At 63.6% G+C, this 19,789-nt stretch carries 16 protein-coding genes; 8 read left to right on the forward strand and 8 right to left on the reverse strand.

Annotated features, from left to right (window positions below):
• The first annotated feature begins 3 nt into the window (after window positions 1-3).
• From ACH4E8_RS21070 to dpdD, 4 genes are read left to right on the forward strand one after another with little or no spacing between them, the layout of a single operon-like run.
• Window positions 4-684 (forward strand): hypothetical protein, encoded by a 681-nt coding sequence (locus ACH4E8_RS21070; protein WP_361535515.1) that lies wholly within the window; start codon window positions 4-6, stop codon window positions 682-684.
• Window positions 681-5,183: a protein DpdJ gene (gene dpdJ / locus ACH4E8_RS21075; RefSeq protein ID WP_398450353.1), complete on the forward strand. Its 4,503-nt coding sequence runs from the start codon at window positions 681-683 to the stop codon at window positions 5,181-5,183. The genes ACH4E8_RS21070 and dpdJ overlap by 4 nt, the downstream gene beginning before the upstream one ends.
• The gene (gene dpdK / locus ACH4E8_RS21080) at window positions 5,180-5,701 is read left to right on the forward strand and encodes a phospholipase D-like domain-containing protein DpdK (RefSeq protein ID WP_398450354.1); all 522 of its coding nucleotides are present in this window, start codon (window positions 5,180-5,182) and stop codon (window positions 5,699-5,701) included. Before dpdJ ends, dpdK begins: the two co-directional genes overlap by 4 nt.
• Window positions 5,698-7,719 carry a protein DpdD gene (gene dpdD / locus ACH4E8_RS21085; protein ID WP_361535506.1) on the forward strand — a complete coding sequence of 674 codons (2,022 nt, stop codon included), beginning with the start codon at window positions 5,698-5,700 and terminating at the stop codon, window positions 7,717-7,719. Before dpdK ends, dpdD begins: the two co-directional genes overlap by 4 nt.
• A gap of 56 nt (window positions 7,720-7,775) precedes the next feature.
• On the opposite strand, the gene dbpB (ACH4E8_RS21090) is transcribed toward dpdD, so the two are convergent.
• From dbpB (ACH4E8_RS21090) to ACH4E8_RS21105, 4 genes are read right to left on the reverse strand one after another with little or no spacing between them, the layout of a single operon-like run.
• Window positions 7,776-8,873: a DGQHR domain-containing protein DpdB gene (gene dbpB, locus ACH4E8_RS21090; protein WP_359568372.1), complete on the reverse strand. Its 1,098-nt coding sequence runs from the start codon at window positions 8,871-8,873 to the stop codon at window positions 7,776-7,778.
• A gap of 47 nt (window positions 8,874-8,920) precedes the next feature.
• Complete coding sequence (gene dpdA, locus ACH4E8_RS21095; protein WP_398450356.1) at window positions 8,921-10,174, reverse strand: tRNA-guanine transglycosylase DpdA; 1,254 nt, start codon at window positions 10,172-10,174, stop codon at window positions 8,921-8,923.
• Entirely contained in the window at window positions 10,171-11,313 is a 1,143-nt protein-coding gene (dbpB, locus tag ACH4E8_RS21100) for a DGQHR domain-containing protein DpdB (protein ID WP_361535499.1), read from the reverse strand. The genes dpdA and dbpB (ACH4E8_RS21100) overlap by 4 nt, the downstream gene beginning before the upstream one ends.
• Window positions 11,310-11,738, reverse strand: a complete 429-nt coding sequence (locus ACH4E8_RS21105; protein ID WP_361535496.1) for a hypothetical protein — start codon at window positions 11,736-11,738, stop codon at window positions 11,310-11,312. Before ACH4E8_RS21105 ends, dbpB (ACH4E8_RS21100) begins: the two co-directional genes overlap by 4 nt.
• Window positions 11,739-12,306: 568 nt before the next feature.
• On the opposite strand from ACH4E8_RS21105, the gene queC reads away from it, so the two are divergent.
• Genes queC through ACH4E8_RS21125 form a run of 4 tightly spaced genes read left to right on the forward strand, consistent with a single transcriptional unit; the run spans window position 12,307 to window position 14,782 of the window.
• The gene (gene queC / locus ACH4E8_RS21110) at window positions 12,307-13,017 is read left to right on the forward strand and encodes a 7-cyano-7-deazaguanine synthase QueC (RefSeq protein ID WP_361535493.1); all 711 of its coding nucleotides are present in this window, start codon (window positions 12,307-12,309) and stop codon (window positions 13,015-13,017) included.
• Between the two features lie 2 nt (window positions 13,018-13,019).
• A complete protein-coding gene (gene queE, locus ACH4E8_RS21115; RefSeq protein ID WP_099280454.1) occupies window positions 13,020-13,655 on the forward strand; it encodes a 7-carboxy-7-deazaguanine synthase in 636 nt (211 codons plus the stop codon).
• On the forward strand, window positions 13,655-14,011 hold the full coding sequence (queD, locus tag ACH4E8_RS21120) for a 6-carboxytetrahydropterin synthase QueD (RefSeq protein ID WP_030951629.1): 357 nt from the start codon (window positions 13,655-13,657) through the stop codon (window positions 14,009-14,011). Before queE ends, queD begins: the two co-directional genes overlap by 1 nt.
• A gap of 3 nt (window positions 14,012-14,014) precedes the next feature.
• Window positions 14,015-14,782 (forward strand): GTP cyclohydrolase I FolE2, encoded by a 768-nt coding sequence (locus tag ACH4E8_RS21125; RefSeq protein WP_398450359.1) that lies wholly within the window; start codon window positions 14,015-14,017, stop codon window positions 14,780-14,782.
• A gap of 38 nt (window positions 14,783-14,820) precedes the next feature.
• Here the strand turns inward: ACH4E8_RS21125 and ACH4E8_RS21130 are convergent, their stop codons facing one another.
• The 4 genes from ACH4E8_RS21130 to ACH4E8_RS21145 all read right to left on the reverse strand — a co-directional run bounded on the left by ACH4E8_RS21130 (window position 14,821) and on the right by ACH4E8_RS21145 (window position 19,729).
• On the reverse strand, window positions 14,821-14,991 hold the full coding sequence (locus tag ACH4E8_RS21130) for a hypothetical protein (RefSeq protein ID WP_161349141.1): 171 nt from the start codon (window positions 14,989-14,991) through the stop codon (window positions 14,821-14,823).
• Window positions 14,992-15,641: 650 nt separating this feature from the next.
• Complete coding sequence (locus ACH4E8_RS21135; protein ID WP_398450361.1) at window positions 15,642-17,006, reverse strand: sphingomyelin phosphodiesterase; 1,365 nt, start codon at window positions 17,004-17,006, stop codon at window positions 15,642-15,644.
• Between the two features lie 109 nt (window positions 17,007-17,115).
• Window positions 17,116-18,333 (reverse strand): phosphatidylinositol-specific phospholipase C, encoded by a 1,218-nt coding sequence (locus ACH4E8_RS21140; RefSeq protein ID WP_398450363.1) that lies wholly within the window; start codon window positions 18,331-18,333, stop codon window positions 17,116-17,118.
• A 136-nt stretch (window positions 18,334-18,469) separates the two neighbouring features.
• Window positions 18,470-19,729, reverse strand: coding sequence for an esterase/lipase family protein (locus ACH4E8_RS21145; protein ID WP_398450365.1), 1,260 nt, complete (start codon window positions 19,727-19,729; stop codon window positions 18,470-18,472).
• Window positions 19,730-19,789 lie beyond the last annotated feature (60 nt).

Here is a 19,789-nt window from a genome sequence, read left to right on the forward strand (position 1 = left end):
CGGATGTCAGTGTACGAGAAGGCAAAGCTGCTTGAGGATCACGCTTCACGCATCGCGGATGGTGAGGATTCACAGCGGCAGGCCACTCGTGTATCAAGCCGGTTGCTGGAACTCCGCTCTCAGCTCAACCAGCTTCGCTCGCAGTTGGCCGTCACGCAGGCCCTACAGTCCCGCGGCGCGGGACTCAACATCGACTTGTCCGGCATCGATGACGGCAGAGCTGGATTCGAACGCAGTCTGGGACCCAGCGGACTCCCCTCCAACCCGGTGTTCAACACGGCGAAGAAGAAGACACAGGCAGTAACCGATCGTCTCGCGGAAGAGAATCAATCCGCTTGGTCAGCCTGGACTGAGCAACTCCTCGCGGACCTGCCCCTTGCGCGAATCTCGATGCTCGTCGAACTCGAAACGGAGAAGCAGGCTTCCAAGCGACAACTTGAACTGGAGCGAATCGCCAGGGGCAAGGCTTCTAAAGAAGCCATCACCACATTCGCGACCACGTACGCCGGCCTAGCGGAACTCCTTCAAGACACTCAAGACCCGCCGGAAGCACTCGTCGACCTGCTAAATCGGCTACGCGAGCAACCTGGCCTGACGCTAAGCGACGTCACAGACGAAGAGATCGCACTCCTTCGCGAATGCCGGATGGACGCCCACATCACCCTGAAGAGGAAGGGTTCGTGAACCAGAGCATAGTAGGCCGGAAGTTCGCCAACGAACTCCTGAACCAACTTGAAGACCTTGAGTTGCCCCTCCTCATGTGGGGCATGACGGAAGGTGCACTCTCAGAGGATGACGTCCTCAACTGCATCGGGCAGTTCCTCGACGAATGCGACATTCCGCCAGTACTATCAGCCGTCGAGATCCTCCGCGAGCTGCAGGGCCGCGCGCTGCTCTTCAAGGCGCCCTGGCCTAGCGACGGATCAATCCGCTACCGCACTCGTTTTGCCGAAGCTCTGCGCTTGACCGCCGGACTGCGTCAACTCTTCCGCCCTCGCGGAGACTGGGCAGACGACACCCCCAACGGGTGGTGGCGGCAAGGGAAGCGACTCGTTGCTGACTACCGCCTACACGTTCGCTATCGCCGTTACCCTGATCGAGATATTCCAGGCTCCCAAGCACTCAAGGAGTTGCGTACCCTTCCCGGTTGGGGCGATCTCCAAGGCCGCGTTGCCCAGGACCAACTGGCCGGCAAGAACCTCGCTCGTTTTCAGTTGGAGGCAACGCAAGCCGTCTTCTCCTCACTCCAGGGCCAAAACCGTTCTAAGGGCATCATCGTCAGCGCCGGCACCGGTAGCGGCAAGACGCTGTCCTTCTACCTGCCCGCCTTCGCAGCCATAGCGGAGCACGCGACCAACAGGGTCCAGAAAAGGATCCATACTCTGGCTCTGTATCCGCGAACTGAGTTGTTGCGGGATCAGTTGCGCGATGCGATCGTCAATGCTCGCAGCGTTCAGAGCGCGCTCGTCAGCCAGGGGAAGAGGCCTCTGCGTCTCGGCGCACTCTACGGAGGCACCCCGAATCACGCCGACGATTGGCGACTTCAGCCCGGACGAGGTTCCGGCCGTTGGGCACGCGTAGGGGACGGCGCCGTGTGTCCCTTCCTTCCCTGTCCCAGCCCTGAGTGTGAAGACGGCGAGTTGATTTGGTCCGATAGGGACCGCGCTGAACGCGTTGAACGCCTCATATGCCGACGCTGCGGGGACGAAATCCCGGACGGCCAACTCGCCCTGACTCGCGAGTCCTTGAAGAAGAACCCGCCGCACCTGTTGTTCACCACTACGGAGATGCTGAACAACTGCAGCGCCGATGGCTACCTCGATAGCCTCCTGGGCTGGCGCGGGGGAAGCGTGCCGTCCCTGATGCTCCTCGATGAGGTGCACACCTACTCGGGAGTGCACGGGGCGCAGGTCGCCTACCTCCTACGCAGATGGAGGGACGCAGTAGGCAAACCCGTAACTTTCGTGGGCCTCAGCGCCACACTGCGCGACGCGAACCAGTTCTTCGCACAGTTGGTCGGCCTGAGCGAGAGTGACGTGGACTCCATTGCACCCGAAGATGCCACCATGGTGCGGGAAGGCCGCGAGTACGCGCTCGCGCTGCGAGGCGACCCAGTCTCGGGAGCCAGTCTCCTGTCCACGTCGATCCAGACTGCGATGCTCTGGGGCCGCGTACTCGACAACGGTGACGACGCCTTCCTCTACGGCTCGACCGGGTTCCTATTCACGGATGCCCTGGACGTCACCAACCGCTTCTACAAGTACCTCCGCGACGCCGAGGGCGACCAGGACCACCGCGGGCGCACGAATCGCCGGGGTGACGTGTTGGCCGGGTTGCGGTCACGTGCGCGCCCTGAGCCCGGGCCTCGCTACCTCGAGGGACAGAACTGGGAGCTCGTCGAGCGGATCGGACATGAACTTGACCCCGATCTCCGCATGCATCCCTTGATCATCGGGCGAACCTCATCGCAGGACGCGGGGGTTAACCGCAATGCGAACCTCACGATTGCTACGGCGTCGTTGGAGGTGGGCTTCAACGATCCCCGGGTTGGTCTCGTCCTTCAGCACAAGGCACCGCGGAATGCTGCTTCGTTCATCCAGCGCCGCGGCCGCGCTGGCCGAGAGCGCGGGACTCGGCCGCTGACCATCGTGGCCTTGTCGGACTACGGTCGCGACCGCCTGGCCTACCAGGGCTACGAAACGCTCTTTGCTCCGGAGGTCGCTGCTACGACCCTGCCGCTCAAGAACCGGTACGTCCTCAAGATCCAGGGAGCCCAGTCTCTTCTTGACTGGGCCGGGCGCAGGATGCGTGCCCAGGTCCGGCGCGGCGACGTGCGGAAGCTCCTGACGACCCCGGATGACCCGAAACTCTTGTCCGAGTACGAGAACGAGCGCCTCGGACTGATAAAAATCCTGCATCAACTGCTGACCGAGGAGCGTGTCCAGGACGAGTTTGCACGGCACCTCGTCAAGGCGTTGAAGGTCAGCGTTGACGACGCACAGGCCGTGTTGTGGGAACAGCCTCGCTCCCTCCTCCTGGCCGTCGTGCCCACGGCTCTTCGCCGGCTTCGCTCCCGTTGGGAACCTCTTGTCAACGACCCCGGCATGGGCAAGAAGGCCATGCTCCCCGAGTTCATCACCCGGACCCTGTTCGAGCCGCTGAACCTTCCTGAGGTCGATCTGGAACTCCCCTTCGACAACGGGGATGGATCCATCGAGCACATGCCCATCGGTAAGGCATTGACTGAAGCCGTGCCGGGACGGGTCAGCCGGCGCTTCGGGTACCTGGACGACACTCACCGCACGTGGCTCCCCATCCCCGACGACGACGGCAATGTGCTCAACCTGAGGGAAATCGTCACCGAAGGCAGGCTGGAGGGCACCTGGCAGCCTCATGGACATGATGGCGCCAACCTCGAAGTCGTCCGCCCCTTGAGCCTGGCGCTTTCCCAACCCGATCCCGACATCGTGGACCAGTCTCACGGCCAGCCGCAGTGGGGCACCCAGATCGTCGTGGAGGACGACGCGCCCCTCAGTGAGGGCACCGTGCCGAAGCCGTCCCCCTGGCAACGTCGCATTGACATGGTCAGCTTTGCGACCCACGCGGCCGGCAACCCTGTACAAGTGCGCCGCATGACGTTCGGCGCTGAGTGCAACGTCCGCCGGGAACGGCAGAACAGTCAAGCCCGCACTGTTCGATACGAACTCCGGGGACGACCGGCCGCACTCGGATTCGCCTTGGGCGTCGATGCCATCCGCTTCGCACTCAAGCCGCTCAACCTCGACGATCCAGCTGTCAGGGAGTACCTCACTACGCCTCAGTGGCGCTCTCTGGCCTTCTTGCACACGGTTCAGGATGATCCGGCCTTGGCCGAGATCTCCGACAGCTTCCAGAGGGAGCGCCTGGCCCAGATCTATCTGACCGCGTTCGCTCTGGCCGGACTCGACGGGAACCGCACGAACGCTGACGTCCGTGCGCTGCTGAAGAACGGTTCCTGGACTCACGATCTCTCCAAGGTCTTCCAAGTGCTCTACCGTGACTCCGACGTGACTGAGCAGGAGGTCGACGGTGATCGACTCGTGTCAGAGTTGATCAAGCTTGTCGCCAACGGCACGGTCATCACAGCTCTGGACAGGGCAGCAGAGCTGCTGATAGAGGACATCTCAGCCGAGACCAGCCCGCTCGCGCGGCGCACATACCGCGACACGATGGCAGCTGCGATTCTCGCTGCTGCTCAACGCGCGTGCCCGAACGCACAGGATGGCGATCTCATCGTTGACACACTTCCCGGTGAGGGAGAGGACTCGCTCACCGAGGTGTGGCTCAGCGAAACGTCCGTGGGTGGGTTGGGGATCGTCGAGCAGTTGGTCGACTTCTACTCGAAGGATCCCCGGCAATTCTGGGGGCTTGTGACGAGCAGCCTCGCGCCAAGCGAATACGAGTACGTCGACGCCACGCTGACCCGGTTCCTCCGGCATGTCATCGACGAACCCAGCGGAACAGCTGCCCAGGCAATGGCGACACTCCGGGCCGGCAGTTCAGCCAAAGAAGCCGAGGACGCTCTGGACGTCCTTCGCGAGGCCTGGGCACGGCTCGACGGCCCGCCTCGGCATGCAGCTGTTGCTGCCCTGTCCACGCGGCTTCTGCGCCCGGGGTCTGGACCCGATACTGACGTCACCGCTCTCGTCCTTGTTGACGCATGGACGGAGTTGGAGCAACGTCTCCGGGTCGAGGTCGACGCTCGCGTAATCGCATACGCCGTAGGATCCGGCAAGCTCCAGTTGGAAGGCGCCCGGTCCCTGACCGCAGACCAGGTCTTCAGTCTTCTGTGGCCCCGTGGCCACCAGGCCCGCACTCAAGACCTGAAGCACTACCAGCCATACGCCGACGGCCCCGTCCTCGAGCGTCTGCTGGTCCAAGCCGCACACGATGACCGTATACCGGTGATCGACGTCACCAACCCCACCTGGGATAACGCCTACCGGCAGCAATTGACCGCGACCTCGGCTGTCGAGCTGGTTTGCCCAGCGGGAGACGCAACTCTGATGGCTCAAGCCTTGAAGCAGGTTCCGGTCACGCCCATCGACCGGGATGTGCTGCGCGTCTACGGGGAAGTCTGCGGCGTGGTCCGCCACCAGAACGAGATTCGAGTCAGGGTCGAATTGAGGGAGGCAGCCCAGTGAAATTCCAGGAACGAACCCTCCGCACTGGGCGGCACACCGCGATTCGCGTTGACACCATGCTGTCCGCGGCGCTGATTGCGGAGTTCACCGCACCCAGCGACCACCTGTGGTTGGTGTCCGCATGGATCACCGACGTCCAGGTCCTCGACAACAGCCACGGCGCCTACGACGCACTCTTTGGAGACACCCCTCCCGTGGGGTGCCGACTCTCAGACGCCGTGGCCCGCATTGCCCATGGTGGCGCACAGGTACACGTCGTGACCCGCGATGATCCCCACAACGAGGACTTTCTACGCCGCCTGATGAAGGCGGCATCAGGAAGGAAGCTTCACATCGTCCGTGACCCGGATATCCACGAGAAGACGCTGTGCGGGAATGACTGGATGCTGAGTGGATCGATGAACTTCACGATCCGAGGCATGGCCCGGAACGACGAAAAGATCACTTACCGGGCAGGCAGCGACGCTGCCGCTCAAGCACGCATTGACCTGGCCGAGCGGTGGGGGAACGGAGAATGAACCAGACCACGTCCTGGACCATTGATCGTATCCAGGCGTTCCTACACAGGTTCTTCGGCGAGGGCAACGACGCGTGGCCCAAGATGGACCCCAAGCACTCGTGGACAGCGCGCACCGAGCCCTTCGTCAAGATCGCGCTGGGCGATAACGACGCGCCCATCGTTCTCCCTCGTTGGGTCGCCGAAAACCAGTCGTACTCGATGTACGCCATCGCACGTGACCCAACAGATGCCGGCAAGACAGCTGAACTCATTGAGGCATTTGCCGGGCCTACGTACATTTACTGCAACATGGAGCGCGGTGGCCTTCGTCCAACCCTCCTCGACCGGGACGATCCCGTGGAACGCGCCGTCATCGACCTGGCCGGCGAACGTTCCACTTTCCGGCTGTCAACCGGGGAGAGCGACAAGTATCGGCAGGGCCTGACTGATGCTCTGCTACTGATGCAGCAGACCTACCTGAGGCGTCCGCCAAGGCTGTGGCGCGTAGTAAAGCCAGTCGGGCGTCTCATCGCCGAGTTCGACGCGGCTCTCGCGGCCGGCGGCGAAGCTGCGTCGCTTGACCTCCTTGAGCAACTCGCTGCCGCGGGCGGGCTTACTGCGACGAATCTCGCGCATCTCAAGCTCAAGAGACTTGACCGTCTCGGAGCGAGTACCAAGGTGCTACAGTTCCCCGCGCTCCAGGACGTGGCCCGGCAAGATCCTCCTGCGCCGGTGAAGGCAGCAATCCTGAACGCCGTGTACACCGTTGCTCTGGAGGAGCCACTCGCGGCTCGGAATCTGGAGGCGGCCAAGTCCAACCTCATCACCCACGGCAGGGCCGTCCCCGAGCTGCTCGCAGGCGACCCGCGGTCGTATGGACCGCAGGCCATGACGGTGCTCCTTCTGGCTTGCGTGATCCTCAAGAACGCAGAGGCCGCACGCCGGTTCGTGGCGGCTGCTGAGGACCTTGACCAGAATCCCGAGATCCCCACGCTTGTGTTGAACGAGGCCAATGCGCTCATTGCGCAGACTTCGGACGACCTTGATGCCTCCACGGTCGCGCAACCCGAGGAGTCGGCAGACACGGCCACTCCGATCAACGACTGGCCAGCCCTGTTCTTCGCGCTCGCCGAGGGCGACAGCGCGGCGAAGGACGCGCTGGATGAGGAACAGTGGACCCTGTGGCCCACTCCTGCAGAGCACGATGGGACCCTCGCCGAGTTCCTGGACGGGTTGAGCGACGGTGCCGCGCGAGAACTATGGCGCGCAGTAGGCTCGTTCATTGATGCCGTGGGCTACGACGACCCCGCACCCGAATGCGCCCACGCATTCATCCGCAACGCAGTGCTTTTCAACCGCTACAGCCCTGGCGACTTGGCGGCCTTGCAGGCGCTGATGGAGATCGCACTTCGCGCTGCTCCCTGTGCCGAGCAGTACGCGGAGATCCTCAGGGACATTGGTTCGGACACGGATCGGTGGGTTGCTCCCGAACGGGCCTCGGTTGTCTTGGACTTCGTCGACCGCTTGTTCCTTGCAGCGTGCCCTGATCCTGAGGCCCGCACGAGCCTGTGCTCGCAACTGCTCGGGCCTCTGTCTGCACACAGCCGCCGCCTCACTGAGGCAGACCTTGCCTTCGCGCGCCGGCTCTCTGAAGACCTAGGCATCAGCTTCTCCTGGGATGCTCCTGCTGGCGAAGACGGCAAGGAGAGCACGCCCGTCGAGTTCCCCTCGGCGACACTGCTGCTCTACTCACTGGACGAGGCAGTGCTCACCCGATGCCAGGAGGAACTGAAGCGGCTCGCTCCCGCTGTGAAGGTCTTGACTGCTTACGACCACGTAGGCACGCCGCAGCTGCGGCAGAAGGCCCGTACTGCGAATGTGATCGTTTTGGCCACGCGCTGCGCCAAGCACGCGGCCACCGGCTTCATTGATCAGAACAAGACGACAAAGCACGTCGGATATGCGAACGGGAGTGGCTCCGCATCACTCCTCCGCGCTGCGGTCGATGCGCTCCGCCTCGCAGCAGCAGAGTCCTAACAGAACGGCGGCCGCCCAGGACCGGGCGGCCGCCGCAGCAAGGCGCGAGCTATGGGCTATGCGCTGACTCGGGCTTGCAGATAGCTGCTGAGCAGCCGTACGTCCTTGGACGTATTCTGCAGGCTGTTCCAGTTGAGCTGATGGTCATCTCCGAAGTTCCATTTCCCCGAGGTCCAGGCCACGTGCTCTTCCAGCCCACGCAGAATGGCACGAACGTCATCCCAATCGACCTTGTCGACCGGGACATCCGCAGTGAGCCGGTCCATGACGAAGCCCATCGCCTGGATGCCCACCCCATGGGTCAGCCTGGACTCCTTCGGGGGCTTCCCCCACGCGTCGCGGAAGATGCTTGCCACTGGCGTCCAGAAGGCCAGCAGGTGGGCCAGCATCCGCTCTTCGTCCCCGGTGCCGTCGGTGGCGTTGCGGTATTGGTACAAGGCGCCCTCGTAGATGCTGTGCTCCAGCATCTTCAGAACGCTGTTGTCCTTGATGTCTCCGGTCGGAGATGTGGGACTGCTGATCCTTCCGCTGAAGGGACCGTCCCCCATATTCAAGTGGACCATGAGCCTCGCGGCGAGTGCCCTGCGCGCGAGAGAGCGCGGCAGCTGGCCAGTGGTCTCGGGCAGTAGCTCGTACACGAGTCCCTTGGGGAGCGGCTTGGTGGAGTTGACCAGGATGAACTGCGACCGCTGCTCTTCCTGCCCGGATGCGATGAAGCCCACGGCGGCGACAGGGAACTCAGCAAGGTCAGCGTCCCTGATGGCGGCGCTGCGCTGCTGTCCGTCCACGAGCCAGGCCGGCTTCTCGTCGTCGGCCAGTGACTCGTCGACCGGGATGATCAGCTCGCCCGGGATGGAGTACTTCACATCGCCGCCGCGGACCGCTGGTTCGAACCTCACCCGCTCGTCGAACGCGAGGACCACGGCGTTAGGGAGCATTGCTCCCTCGGACTCGAGGTAGCGGCGGATTGAGCGAATGTGGCTGAGGACCTCGGGCCGCTGGTACCCCTGCAACCGCTTCTGGTCATCACGGCGGATGCGCGATACGGCGGCGAAGTCATGCAGTTTCTTGCCGTCGACGGCGAAGCAGTAGATCTCCTTGGTGCCTTGGAGGATCTTGAGGGCGGGTAGCTTCAGCTCGTAGCGGTCGGCCACATCATCTCCTGTTGGGTTACTTTGGGTGTTATGCGCGTTCTGGGTGATTATGTGAACGACAGCTTGCGCATCTTTGCTTCGAGTACCGTCATGTTATGGAATCCGCGGCGCTTGTTACGCTCGGACCCACGGAATATGACCATCTCGATCTTGTGTTCCCGGCAGAGGTCGCATGTGCAGTGCTTCCATGGCCTGTCAGTCAGCGTGGCGCCGTATCGCTTCAGTTGGTTGTCCAACTGCTTCAGCTTCTTGGCATCACCGAGGAGCACCTGGTAGCGGCGCAAGGCATCCAAGACCTCTGAGGCATCCACCAAATCCTTGTCGTAATCACGTAGCAGTTGAAGGCACTCTCGCTCGGCCTTGATTGCTTCGGATTGGGATACGACGCCGGCCAGGATCAGTCGCTTGAGAGCTGGATTTCCGTCGACCTGCGGAACGCGAATCGCCGTGTAGGCCGTGTCTGCGGTGTGATAGTTGTTGCGTTCATCCATAAAGGCCTGACGGAAGGCAGAAGTGCTATCGAAGCTTTCTACGTGGAATTTCGCGAATTCTTCCATGCTGTCGACGCGAGTGATTCCGAGGAGATGGAAGTCAACTCCTTCTGCGCGAACTTGTGAAATCCTCTTCAGGCACGCCACGATCTCGGGCGTCTTCAGTGGGACCATGCCGCCTAGGGCGATCCGCTTGTAGCCCATTTTCTGAAGTCGGGCAACGCTGTCGGCGTAGCTGTCCGGGCTCCAGCCCTGTGCTGCGCCGACCGGTTCGAGCTTGTCGTCTTCTTCGAGGATCTTGGAATTGCGTGATCTGACAGCAGCGATGAATTCTTCAGCCAACTCCAGCGAGATCTCACGTCGCTTTACCCATGCAAGGTTTGCATCCTCTTCGGCGAGTTCGGGATCATATCCGAAAATTACGTGGTCGATGCTGATTCCGGAGTTGAACTTGCAGCCGATATAGAAGTCGAGTACCTGATCAACCGTATAGGGTGGGCGCTCTTCGTCGATATAGTTGAAGGCTCCGCAGTCTCCCAGGCTTCTCATCGTCGTGGGAAGCCGGAAGAAATTCCGCACACCAAGCCGGTAGAGACGCTCACGCTGCGGTGCGCTGTACTTGCCCGCCCCCTTGACGGACCCGTCGACAATGGCCTTGCTGACCAGGATGCCGTCATAAGGTGCCGGCTTCACAGCCTGATGGGCGTAGAAATCGTCCCGTTGCCGGACGCGAAAAGGAGAATACTCGTCATTGAGGAAGTCATAACTTGGACTTACCTGGTCCTGGCTGTCCGGGAAGTAGAACCTCACGCTGCGCCCATCCTTGCCTTCTGGTAAACGCGAATCAGGTAATTTGACAAGATGTTGATGTGCTTTGTGATGTTCTCCAATTCGTTCCAGTTGTAGTTAATCTCTGGCCAGCGCCCCTTGGTCCAGCGGCAGTAGGGTTCGACCAGGGCCAATTCGGCCATGACCTTGCTGTAGGCCTCGTCCGAGTTGATGTCTACTTCAAACATCACTCGCTCCATGACGCGATCCATGAGCTGTCCCATTGACCGAATTCCGACGCCGTGCATCAATCGGCTCTTATTGGGAGAGATTCCCCAGGCGTCAGGAAAGGTGTCCCGCACGGCCGTCCAGTAGACGACGAGGATCTTGCGAATAGTGCTCGTATCGATGGTTCCGCTGGACAAGTCTTTGTATGGGAAGAGCACCCCAGAAGGCGACAATGACGCGGTGATCGCCTGAAGCAGGCTGTTGTCCTTAACGACAGTCTCAGATTTCCTGCTAGCTGTCGTCGACGCTTGTTTGATAAGGCCCTTAAAGGGTGAGTCGGCATCCTGGCTTAGTGCATTCACCAAGATCGCCGGAAGCTTTCGAGATGAGAGCTTGGTAGGAAGCTGAGTGTTCACTTCCGGCAGGAGTTCGGAGACCAGGTCGCTGGGAAGTGGCGACACTGTATTTACCCGCAAAAATTGCTCGCGCTGGACATGCAGATCTTCGGAAACGAAGCCAGCCACTGTGATAGGCAACTTGGTATTCCGGGTACGCGCAAGAGCCAGGCTCCGCTGCTGGCCATCAACGATCAGAGCCGGACGTGGAGCCTCCCGTGACTCTGGCAGTGGGATCTCAAGCATCCCGATGGTTGCAAGGCCGTCGCTCGGGTTCGGGCCGCGGCTTCCTCTGAAACGTACTGAGGATGGAAGTGCGAGGATGAGTCCGTTCGGAAACAGCACCTCGTCCCCGTTCAGATACTCCAAGATCTGCTTTACGTGCTGCTTCTTCTCGGGGCGCTGGTAGCCGAGGAGCTTTCCGGCCTCATCGCGTGAGATCCGCGCAACGTCGGCTACGAGGTCGACTTCTCCGGCTTCCAAGGCAAAAAGGTACAAGGGGATGTCGGGGTGCTGATTGATCCGCAGAGCTCTGCGTGTGATGAGGTTCTCGGTCACTGATCCCCCAAAGTTCGCTTGAACAAGGTGGCAAACCTGCTCTGTTCACATGCTCGGCCGCTGTCGCGCAAGATCCGCAACAGCCGCGTCCGTGAGACGCCCGGTTGAGCCCCCAGCTCCTGCCTGATGAAGGCGATGACCTCTGCATCGGTCATGGGCTGACGGTTGAGTTGTTCCGGTTTCGGAACAGCCGACGCCCATTCGTGCCAGGCGGAACTGGTGGTCTCAGAGGTCAGCCGACTGTCTTCGCAGTGCTGGAGCCAGGAAGCGGCCATGCGGACATTGAGGCTCGTGAGGGTTCCGCCGAGCGCGAGTCGCAGCCGTGCATCGGAGGCGACTCTTCGGATGCCGGGGATCTCTCCGACACCGCCTACCAGCAGCGCCTCGCTCGCAACGGCACCTAGAGCTCGGAGTTCGGCTTCCATGGCCTTCGCGTAGACCTCGGACAGAACCATCAAGATTGGACCGCTTTTTCCGAGTTCCTGCAATGTTGTGCGACTTTGTCCCTCTTGCAGGTGCTTCCACCACTGGGCGCTTCCATCCGCAGAGGTGGCTACCGAGTCAGCGTGTCGCGTGCTGAATGTCGCCGCGTATGCCGGGGCAGGCTCGGATGCTGGCCGAAGGCCGAGGCCGGCGGACGCGACCCATAGCCGTGCGTCGAAACCAGCCTTGGCGGCCGTAGCGATGAGGCGACGCGACTGTGTCCAGTGGTCGCCGCAGTAGAGCCTGTCGAGTGGAGTTGTAGTGGAGGCGTCCGCGACGCGCCCCTTCCAGATGGTCGAGCGTTCCTCCACGGCCCCAACTGGCAGTGACCTTGCGTGCAGTGAGGCTTCCGGCGCTACAGCCTTACGGTCCGTACATGTGACCACAAGTGAAAGTTGCCTCACGCGGCTCGGCTCCCGACGCTCATAACTACCAGTCTGTTGTCGTTACTCTACCTGTCACTTTTCGCGTAGGCTGCCGCAGTACACACGGAGCTAACTAGGAGCAGGCATGGCGGAGCGTCCCGCGATCGTTCTACTGAGTGGCGGGCTGGACTCAACGACCGTTCTGGCGATCGCCAAGGACCAGGGCTACACGCCGTACGCGCTGAGCTTCCGCTACGGGCAGCGGCACAGCGTGGAGCTTGAGGCCGCGAAGCGCGTGGCTGAGGCGCAAGGGGTCGCTCGGCACGTCATCGCGGACATCGACCTGCGAGTTTTCGGCGGATCCGCGCTCACGTCGGACATCGACGTTCCGAAGCACGAGTCTCTGGACTACGCCGGGGACAAAGACACCGGCAGCAGCGTTCCCGTTACGTACGTCCCGGCACGCAACACGATCTTCCTCTCCTTCGCCCTCGCCTATGCGGAGACGGTTGGGGCGAGCGACATCTTCACCGGAGTGACCGCGGTCGACTACAGCGGCTACCCGGACTGCCGCCCCGAGTACATGGAGGCCTACGAGCGCATGGCCAACTTGGCCACCCGCGCCGGGGTCGAGGGCACGCAGAGTCTCAAGCTCCACTCGCCGCTCATCGCCATGTCGAAGGCCGACATCGTCCGTGAGGGCCTGCGCCTCGGCGTGGACTACTCCCTCACCTCCTCTTGCTACGACCCGGACGAGCAGGGGCGGGCATGCGGACATTGCGAGACCTGCCTGCTCCGCCTCAAGGGCTTCGCCGAGGCCGGCGTCCCCGACCCCGTGCAGTACCAGGGCGCGTGAGAATGACCTACCTGGTCAAGGAGATCTTCTACACCCTGCAAGGTGAAGGGAGTCACGCAGGCCGTCCAGCCGTCTTCTGCCGCTTCTCCCGGTGCAATCTGTGGACGGGCCTGGAGAAGGATCGTCACCGTGCGATCTGCCAGTTCTGCGACACAGATTTCGTCGGAACCGACGGGGAAGGTGGCGGCCGGTTCCGGACCCCGGACGACCTCGCTCAAGCCGTCGAGCAGGCATGGCCGTCGTCGTCGAGGGGCCACCGCTTCGTGGTGTGCACCGGCGGCGAACCGCTCCTACAACTCGACGAAGTGGCGATCGACGCCCTGCACGCCCGCGGCTTCGAGGTGGCCGTCGAGACGAACGGCACCCGCGTACCGCCGAACGGCATCGACTGGCTCTGCGTCAGTCCCAAGATCGGCTCCGAACTCGTCGTGACCCGCGGAGACGAACTGAAACTGGTCTACCCCCAACTGGGCGGCGACCCCCGTCAGTTCGAGCACCTGGATTTCCGGTACTTCCGGCTCCAGCCCATGGACGGCCCGGACGTTGAAGCCAACACCAGGGCGACTGTCGACTACTGCATGAAGAACCCGCGCTGGATCCTCTCTCTCCAGACGCACAAGTATCTGGGAATTCAGTAATGGAAATCTTCCGCGAGTTCACCTTCGAAGCTGCACATCGCTTGCCCAACGTGCCCGAGGGCCACAAGTGCGCGCGCCTGCACGGCCACTCCTACAAGGTCATCGTCCATGTCGAGGCTCCCGTCGACCCCGAGTCGGGCTGGGTCATGGACTTCGGCGACCTCAAGAAGGCCTTCAAGCCCCTCGAAGCGCAGCTCGATCATTACTACCTCAACGACATTGAGGGCCTGGAGAACCCGACGAGCGAGGTCCTCGCCCGCTGGATCTGGGAGCGGCTGAAGCCGACCCTGCCCGACCTCTCCGCGCTCACCGTCCGCGAGACGTGCACGTCCGGCTGCACCTATCGGGGCGAGTGAGCGATGCACGATATCCAAAACGAGACCGACACCCGCGGCATCGAGATCGACGAGGTCGGCATCAGCGGCCTGCGCTACCCGCTGTACTTCGAAGACGGCCACCTTCGCCAGGAGGGCATCGCCGAGATCGAAGTGACCGTACGGCTCCAGCATGACCGCCGTGGCACCCACATGAGCCGCATGGTGGCTCTCGCCCACGAGTACCTTCACAGGTTCGATCCGCGAAAGCTGCCGCACGTGCTGAAAGTCGGTGCGGACCTCCTGGATGCACCGGCGCTCGCGGTGTCGGTAGCCGTCCCGTTGAGCACGACCGTGGTCGCGCCAGCGACTGGCGCCGAGTCGTACCAGGTTCACGATGTCCGGTTCGACGGTCGCTGGGACGACGGAGACACGACGGTGATCACGTCGGTTACCACCGAGGTCACCAGTCTGTGCCCGTGCTCGAAAGCGATCTCTGACTACGGCGCCCACAACCAGCGCAGCCGCGTCACGCTGTCCGTGACAGGGCACGGGGACACTCCCTATCCCTTTGGGGTGCAGCAGGCCGTTCGACTCTTGGAACGGTGTGCGTCCGCTCCCGTCGTGCCCTTGGTGAAGCGTCCGGATGAACGTGCGCTGACGATGCAGGCGTACGACCACCCTGTGTTCGTCGAAGACATTGCCCGTGAAGTCAGCCACGTCTGCCGCGAATGGGGTCTTCGTCACTCGGTGAGGGTCCGCAATCTGGAAAGCATCCATAGCCACGACGCTGTCGCATACGTCGCCGGGTGAGGGAGCATTGGGCAGAAGCCACTGCCGCATAGTTCTACTCAGATAGGGTGGTTGCCTCGACAGAGCAGCGGATGATGTGGTCCATGCACTCGCATCCATTGCTGGACGTTGAAGTCGTTGATCTGTTGGAGCCGTATCTGGAAGAAGGCCGGGTCAAGGTCCACGGTCAGCGACCAGGGGATGCGGCCGAACGGCTCGACAAACAGCATGAGGAATCCGGGGGCAGGGGGCCATCAACGTCCCGTGCTGGGTACCTGTTTCTCGGCGCATCGCCTACGTCAGTTATCGGCTCAGCGGTGCCTGAAAGCTGCAGCCGGGATTAAGCCTCTGGCGACCAGTTGACGGCAGGGGTCCACCTGGCGCCGGAGAAGGCGTCGACGCCGATGGCAACGGGCGCGAGGGTGCGCCTCCTCCTCGCTATCGGGCTCGGAGTGCCCCAGTTCGGCAACCGTACGCTCAGCCGGTGGCTCCGCCGCCACGTGGGCGGTATCGAAGAGCTCCAGCCCTAAGGTGTGATGTCCACTACCGCACCCGTCGGTCTCCCGCAACTGCCTTGCATACGGCTAGACCCTTGCGCTCCAGATCGTCCACGATGCATAAGCCCGGCCTTGTCCGACCCCGTCGCCACCACGGGGCGTAAGTACATCCCAGCAATAATTGCATGCGCATACACTCGGGGAATGATCATGCGGCCTGTGGGAACCTCAACATCAATTAGCTCTGTTATGCCTGGTCAAGGGATCTCGTGAACGTCCCACCAGCAAACCAGCAAAGACCCCACTTCACGTGGGGTCCTTCTGCTTTTCAGGGCGGCGGCCGTACCGGGCCATGGCGGGCCCGGTGAGTGCTGCCGAGGTGTTCAGCGTCGCAGGGTGTAGGTGAGTTCGGCTGCTCCGCGGGGGCCGGTGACGGGGATGGTCTGCTGGCCGGGCGGGGTGGTGGCGTCGAGGGTGAAGGTGTGGCGCACGAGTTCGTCCGGGTCGTCGGGGAAGTCGTCGTCCATGATCAGTGCGGTGATGGTGAAGCGTTGGTCCCAGCCGGGGTGGGGTGTGTGGTCGAGGTCCGGAAGCTCGTAGGGGGGCTTGTGGTTGTCGAGGGGGTGGCTGCGGTCGCGGTACCAGGCGCGGTGGCCGTTGACGGTGATCTCGCCGTAGAGGTCGTCGCCGTTGGCGTCGTCGCCCTTGGTCATCAGCACCTTGTCGACGGTGAGGGTGGCGGGCGGGAGGGCGGGGGTGGCGAGGGTGCCGGTGGCGGTGATCGGGTAGTGGTCGCTGAGGTCGGTGACGGTGGTGTCGTGGTGGTCGTGGGTGACGGTGTAAGAGGTGGTGGCGGGGGTGACCACGGTGACGGCCCAGTCGTCGAGGGGTGGGTGGCCGGTGCGTTGGAGGGCGTGGTCGAGGTCCTCGGCGGGGTCGCCCGGGTAGCGCAGGCGGGCCAGGGTGTTGTGGGCGGTGTCGAAGGAGCAGTCCGGTCCGCTGTGGGTGCCGGCCCGGGCCCTGAGGGTGTCGAGGACGCCGGGGTACTCGGTGGTGTCGTGGCGGTCGACGTTGAAGTCGCCGGTCAGGATGAGGGGTTCTCCGCTGGGGATGCGTCCGCTGTGCTCCAGATCGGTGAGGAAGGCGTCCATTTGCGTGAACTGCCGGAGGCGGATCGCGGCTGACTTCGCCCGGTAGTCCTCGGGGCCGCCGCAGCCGGTGTCGGTGGACTGGGTGTGGGTGGCGACCAGGTGGAAGGACCGGCCGGCCTTGTCGACGCGTACGTAGGCGAAGCCCTTGGCGGCTTCGTGGTCCGCCCCGCATCCGTCGCGGTAGACGAACTCCTCCGCGCGGGTGATCGGGTACCGGCTGACGACCGCGACTCCGCCGTTCTCCGGTTCGGTTCCGGTGCTCGTGTGGTGCTGCGCGTCCCAGGGGACGAAGGACTTCTGGTCGTGCCACACCGTCGCGCCCACGACCCGGGTCTGGTGGGTGTAGCCGAGGTCGTGGAGGCCGTTGAGGAGGGCCACCGAGGGGGCGATGTTGAACAGCTCCTCAAGGACGACGATGTCGTTGTCCTTCAGGAACTGCGCAGCGAGGATCTTGGTGACCCGTTCCTGATTGCGGAAGTCATCACCCTGGAGGGTGATGAACTGCGTGAGGAGCATGGTGTTGTAGTTGACGATCCGCAGCGAGATGCCGCCGGAGAACGGGGCGGGCGGGGCAGCGGGGTCGGTGGGGGTGTTCATGAGCCTCTTCGGGGTCGGAACGGTGGCGCGCACCGACGGCGGCTGGTGCGCGCCGCAGGGGTTCGGGCAGGGCGGCCGGTACGGCTGGAGCGGCCCGCCCGATGGCGGTTCAGCTGATGGTGTAGACGATCTTCACTTCGCCCTTGTCCTCGCCGGTGAAGGTGTGGGTGAACGTGCCGGCCGCGTCACCCTGGGCCCAGTAGGCGGCGCCGTACGCGACCCGGTCGTTGCCGCTGGAGGCGTCGTAGTCCCACAGGTCGACCTGGATGCTGAAGCCGTGGTCCGAGGTGGCGGTCGCGGTGTCGAGCTTGAAGGTGCCCTTGGAGTCGGCGAACTTGACGGTGTGGTCGTCGTCGCGGTCCCACGCCTTGATCCGCTTGTCGTGGGTGGCGAGGGTGATGGACCCGAAGACGGCCGGGTCGGTGCTGCCGTCGTCGAACTGGACGAGTTCCGCCGTGTCGATCTTGAGGGTGTGCGTCTTGCCGGCGACGGCGTTGCGGTTCCACCACACGAGGTGATCGACGACGGGCCGGGCGTCCTCGTCCATGTAGTCCATCGGCACGACGCCCAGGGGCCCTTGGCCCGAGGCCCCGGTGCTCGTGTACAGGTAGTCGATGACGGGCGGGACGACCACATGCGTCATCTCGGCGGGGGAGCCGTCGGGGATCTTGCGGTAGCAGCTGAGGTGGTTCACATAGAGGGTCGCGCCGGAGCCGTCGGCACGGGACTTGTCGAACTGGGCCTTGACCTCGCCGACCTTCACCTTGCTGCTGTCGGGGTTCCAGTCGTCCTGGACGTCCATGGGGGACTGCTTCCACTGGATGCCGGACAGACCCCCGTTCTCGTTGATGACCACGATCTTGCGACGCGCCTCGCTCAGGCTGGGGACCGACCAGCCGGTGCGGAAGAGATCCGGGTGTTCCTTGCTGACCTCGTCGAAGCGCGCCCTGAACCCCTCAGGGGTGTGGTCGTCGCCCTGCTGGTCATTCGTGTACTCGTGCCTGATCCGCATGAGGACGGTCTCGGTGGGGTGGGCCTTGAGGAAGGCGTCGCACTGGTTGACGACGTCCCGGAAGGTGCCCTGCTGGTACACGCTCTCGTGGTGGAGCAGGAGCGCGTTGTTGAAGTTGCGCAGCCGGATGTCGAGGTAGCGGGCGCCGGCTTCGAGCTGTCGGGTGATGGTGAAGGACTCGTTCTGGCACTGGGCCCAGTCCCTGATGACCACGGCGTAGTGGCGGGACCCGGACTCGTGGGTCCCGGGGATCGACATGCTCGCCAGCGAGGTCGAGTCCGCGAGGGAACCCATCCAGTTGGTCAGGTCGGTCATGAGAGTTCCTTGTCCAGGGGAGACGGGGAAGGGGCCGCGCGCCGGGCGCGGCAGGGGGCTGGCGCCGCCCGCGGCGGGGTGCGCCATCACCGGCCCGGCGCGGGCCGCTACGCGCTGCCGGGGTCGGCCGGGTGGGTCACCTGACGCGGACGTTGTAGTAGACGCGGGCCTTGCCCGCGAGGCCCTGGACGACCGCCGAGCCGGGCCCGGCGCTCTGGTGGCGCTGGTCCCAGACGTAACTGCCGTTGACGACCACGTCATCGGGGTCGACGTAGGTGTGGCCGTCCTCGTCCACGATCATCGCGTCGATGCCGCAGCGGCCGTTGCCGCAGGTGGTCCACGCTCCCCTGTTGAACGAGCTGTTCGGGACGTTCAGCCAGCGGTGGCCGCTGGAGTCGGTGTCGTCGTAGTCGTTGCGCCAGTAGACGTTGGACAGGTTCCATCCGTTGTTGCCGCCGGAGGAGGTCACCCGCACGTAGCCGAACAGGTCGTCGTTGGTGTTGTCGTCCCCGTTGGCCTCCAGCATCTCGACGCTTTCGAGCTTCATCTCGTACACCCCGCCGACGCCCTCCTCGGTCAGGGTGTCGACGACCTTCTGTTGGACCGCCGGATCCCCCGGCATGCCCGCGTGGGTCGGGCAGGCGCCGCCGAAGGTGTTGTCGGTGTTGGTCACCTTGTAGTTGATCGCGCCGCCCAGGCTCGTCGAGTCCAGTGACGTCTTGTCCAGCTGCACCGGCACGTGCAGCGGGACGTCGAACCAACTGTCGTCGCAGCCGCTGCGCAACGTCGTGAACTGGGTCGGGGAGTGCTCGCCCGTCTCGCCCCGCCAGTTGTAGGAGTCGCCGTTGTTCGCCGTCCGCTGTGCATCGCTGCCCGGGATGACGTCCCAGTAGAAGTTCTTGTACACCCCGGCGGCGTCGCCCCACCAACCCGCCGCCTGGTTGCCGTGGTTCGGCCCCGACAGCGAGACCCAGTTCACCACGTCACCCGCGCGGTACGACCCGCTCGCGGTGGCCATCCAGTAGCGGGAGATCAGGCTTCCCATGGAGTGTGCGACGATGTCGAACTTCGCGCTCTTCACGTTCTTGTCGATGAACGTGCCCAGGTCGGCGGCGGTCCCCTGGACCCGGGAGCCGTGGTCGGAGGGGTAGTCGAAGCGGTGGATCTGGGCATCGGTGTAGCCGGTGGACTTCAGCTTGACCACCATGCTGTTCCAGGCGCTGCTGCTGTCGTTGATCCCGTGCACCAGGACGATGTCCCGCGGTCCCGCCGCAGTCGGACCGGCCGCGGCGGCCGGGCTTTCCGGTGCAGCGACCGCGTGCGGGACGGCCGTGGCGGCGGCCAGCGACCCCGCCGCCGCAGCCAGCGCGACCACCACCAGGCTTCGTGAACGCATGGGCATGTCTTCCTCCAGAACAGCGCACCTCCGCCCGTGAATTGAGGGAGCGCACCAGGG

This window comes from Streptomyces sp. NPDC017979 (assembly GCF_044328175.1).
In the GTDB taxonomy this organism is placed as follows: Bacteria; Actinomycetota; Actinomycetes; order Streptomycetales; family Streptomycetaceae; genus Streptomyces.

Excerpts from the sequence above, each read along its gene's own strand:
- ACH4E8_RS21070 (WP_361535515.1), top strand. The coding sequence starts at position 4 with ATGTCAGTGTACGAGAAGGCAAAGCTGCTTGAGGATCACGCTTCACGC.
- dpdD (WP_361535506.1), top strand. The coding sequence starts at position 5,698 with ATGAACCAGACCACGTCCTGGACCATTGATCGTATCCAGGCGTTCCTA.
- ACH4E8_RS21105 (WP_361535496.1), bottom strand. The coding sequence starts at position 11,738 with ATGGAAGCCGAACTCCGAGCTCTAGGTGCCGTTGCGAGCGAGGCGCTG.
- queC (WP_361535493.1), top strand. The coding sequence starts at position 12,307 with ATGGCGGAGCGTCCCGCGATCGTTCTACTGAGTGGCGGGCTGGACTCA.
- queE (WP_099280454.1), top strand. The coding sequence starts at position 13,020 with ATGACCTACCTGGTCAAGGAGATCTTCTACACCCTGCAAGGTGAAGGG.
- queD (WP_030951629.1), top strand. The coding sequence starts at position 13,655 with ATGGAAATCTTCCGCGAGTTCACCTTCGAAGCTGCACATCGCTTGCCC.
- ACH4E8_RS21125 (WP_398450359.1), top strand. The coding sequence starts at position 14,015 with ATGCACGATATCCAAAACGAGACCGACACCCGCGGCATCGAGATCGAC.
- ACH4E8_RS21130 (WP_161349141.1), bottom strand. The coding sequence starts at position 14,991 with ATGCTGTTTGTCGAGCCGTTCGGCCGCATCCCCTGGTCGCTGACCGTG.
- ACH4E8_RS21135 (WP_398450361.1), bottom strand. The coding sequence starts at position 17,006 with ATGAACACCCCCACCGACCCCGCTGCCCCGCCCGCCCCGTTCTCCGGC.
- ACH4E8_RS21140 (WP_398450363.1), bottom strand. The coding sequence starts at position 18,333 with ATGACCGACCTGACCAACTGGATGGGTTCCCTCGCGGACTCGACCTCG.
- ACH4E8_RS21145 (WP_398450365.1), bottom strand. The coding sequence starts at position 19,729 with ATGCGTTCACGAAGCCTGGTGGTGGTCGCGCTGGCTGCGGCGGCGGGG.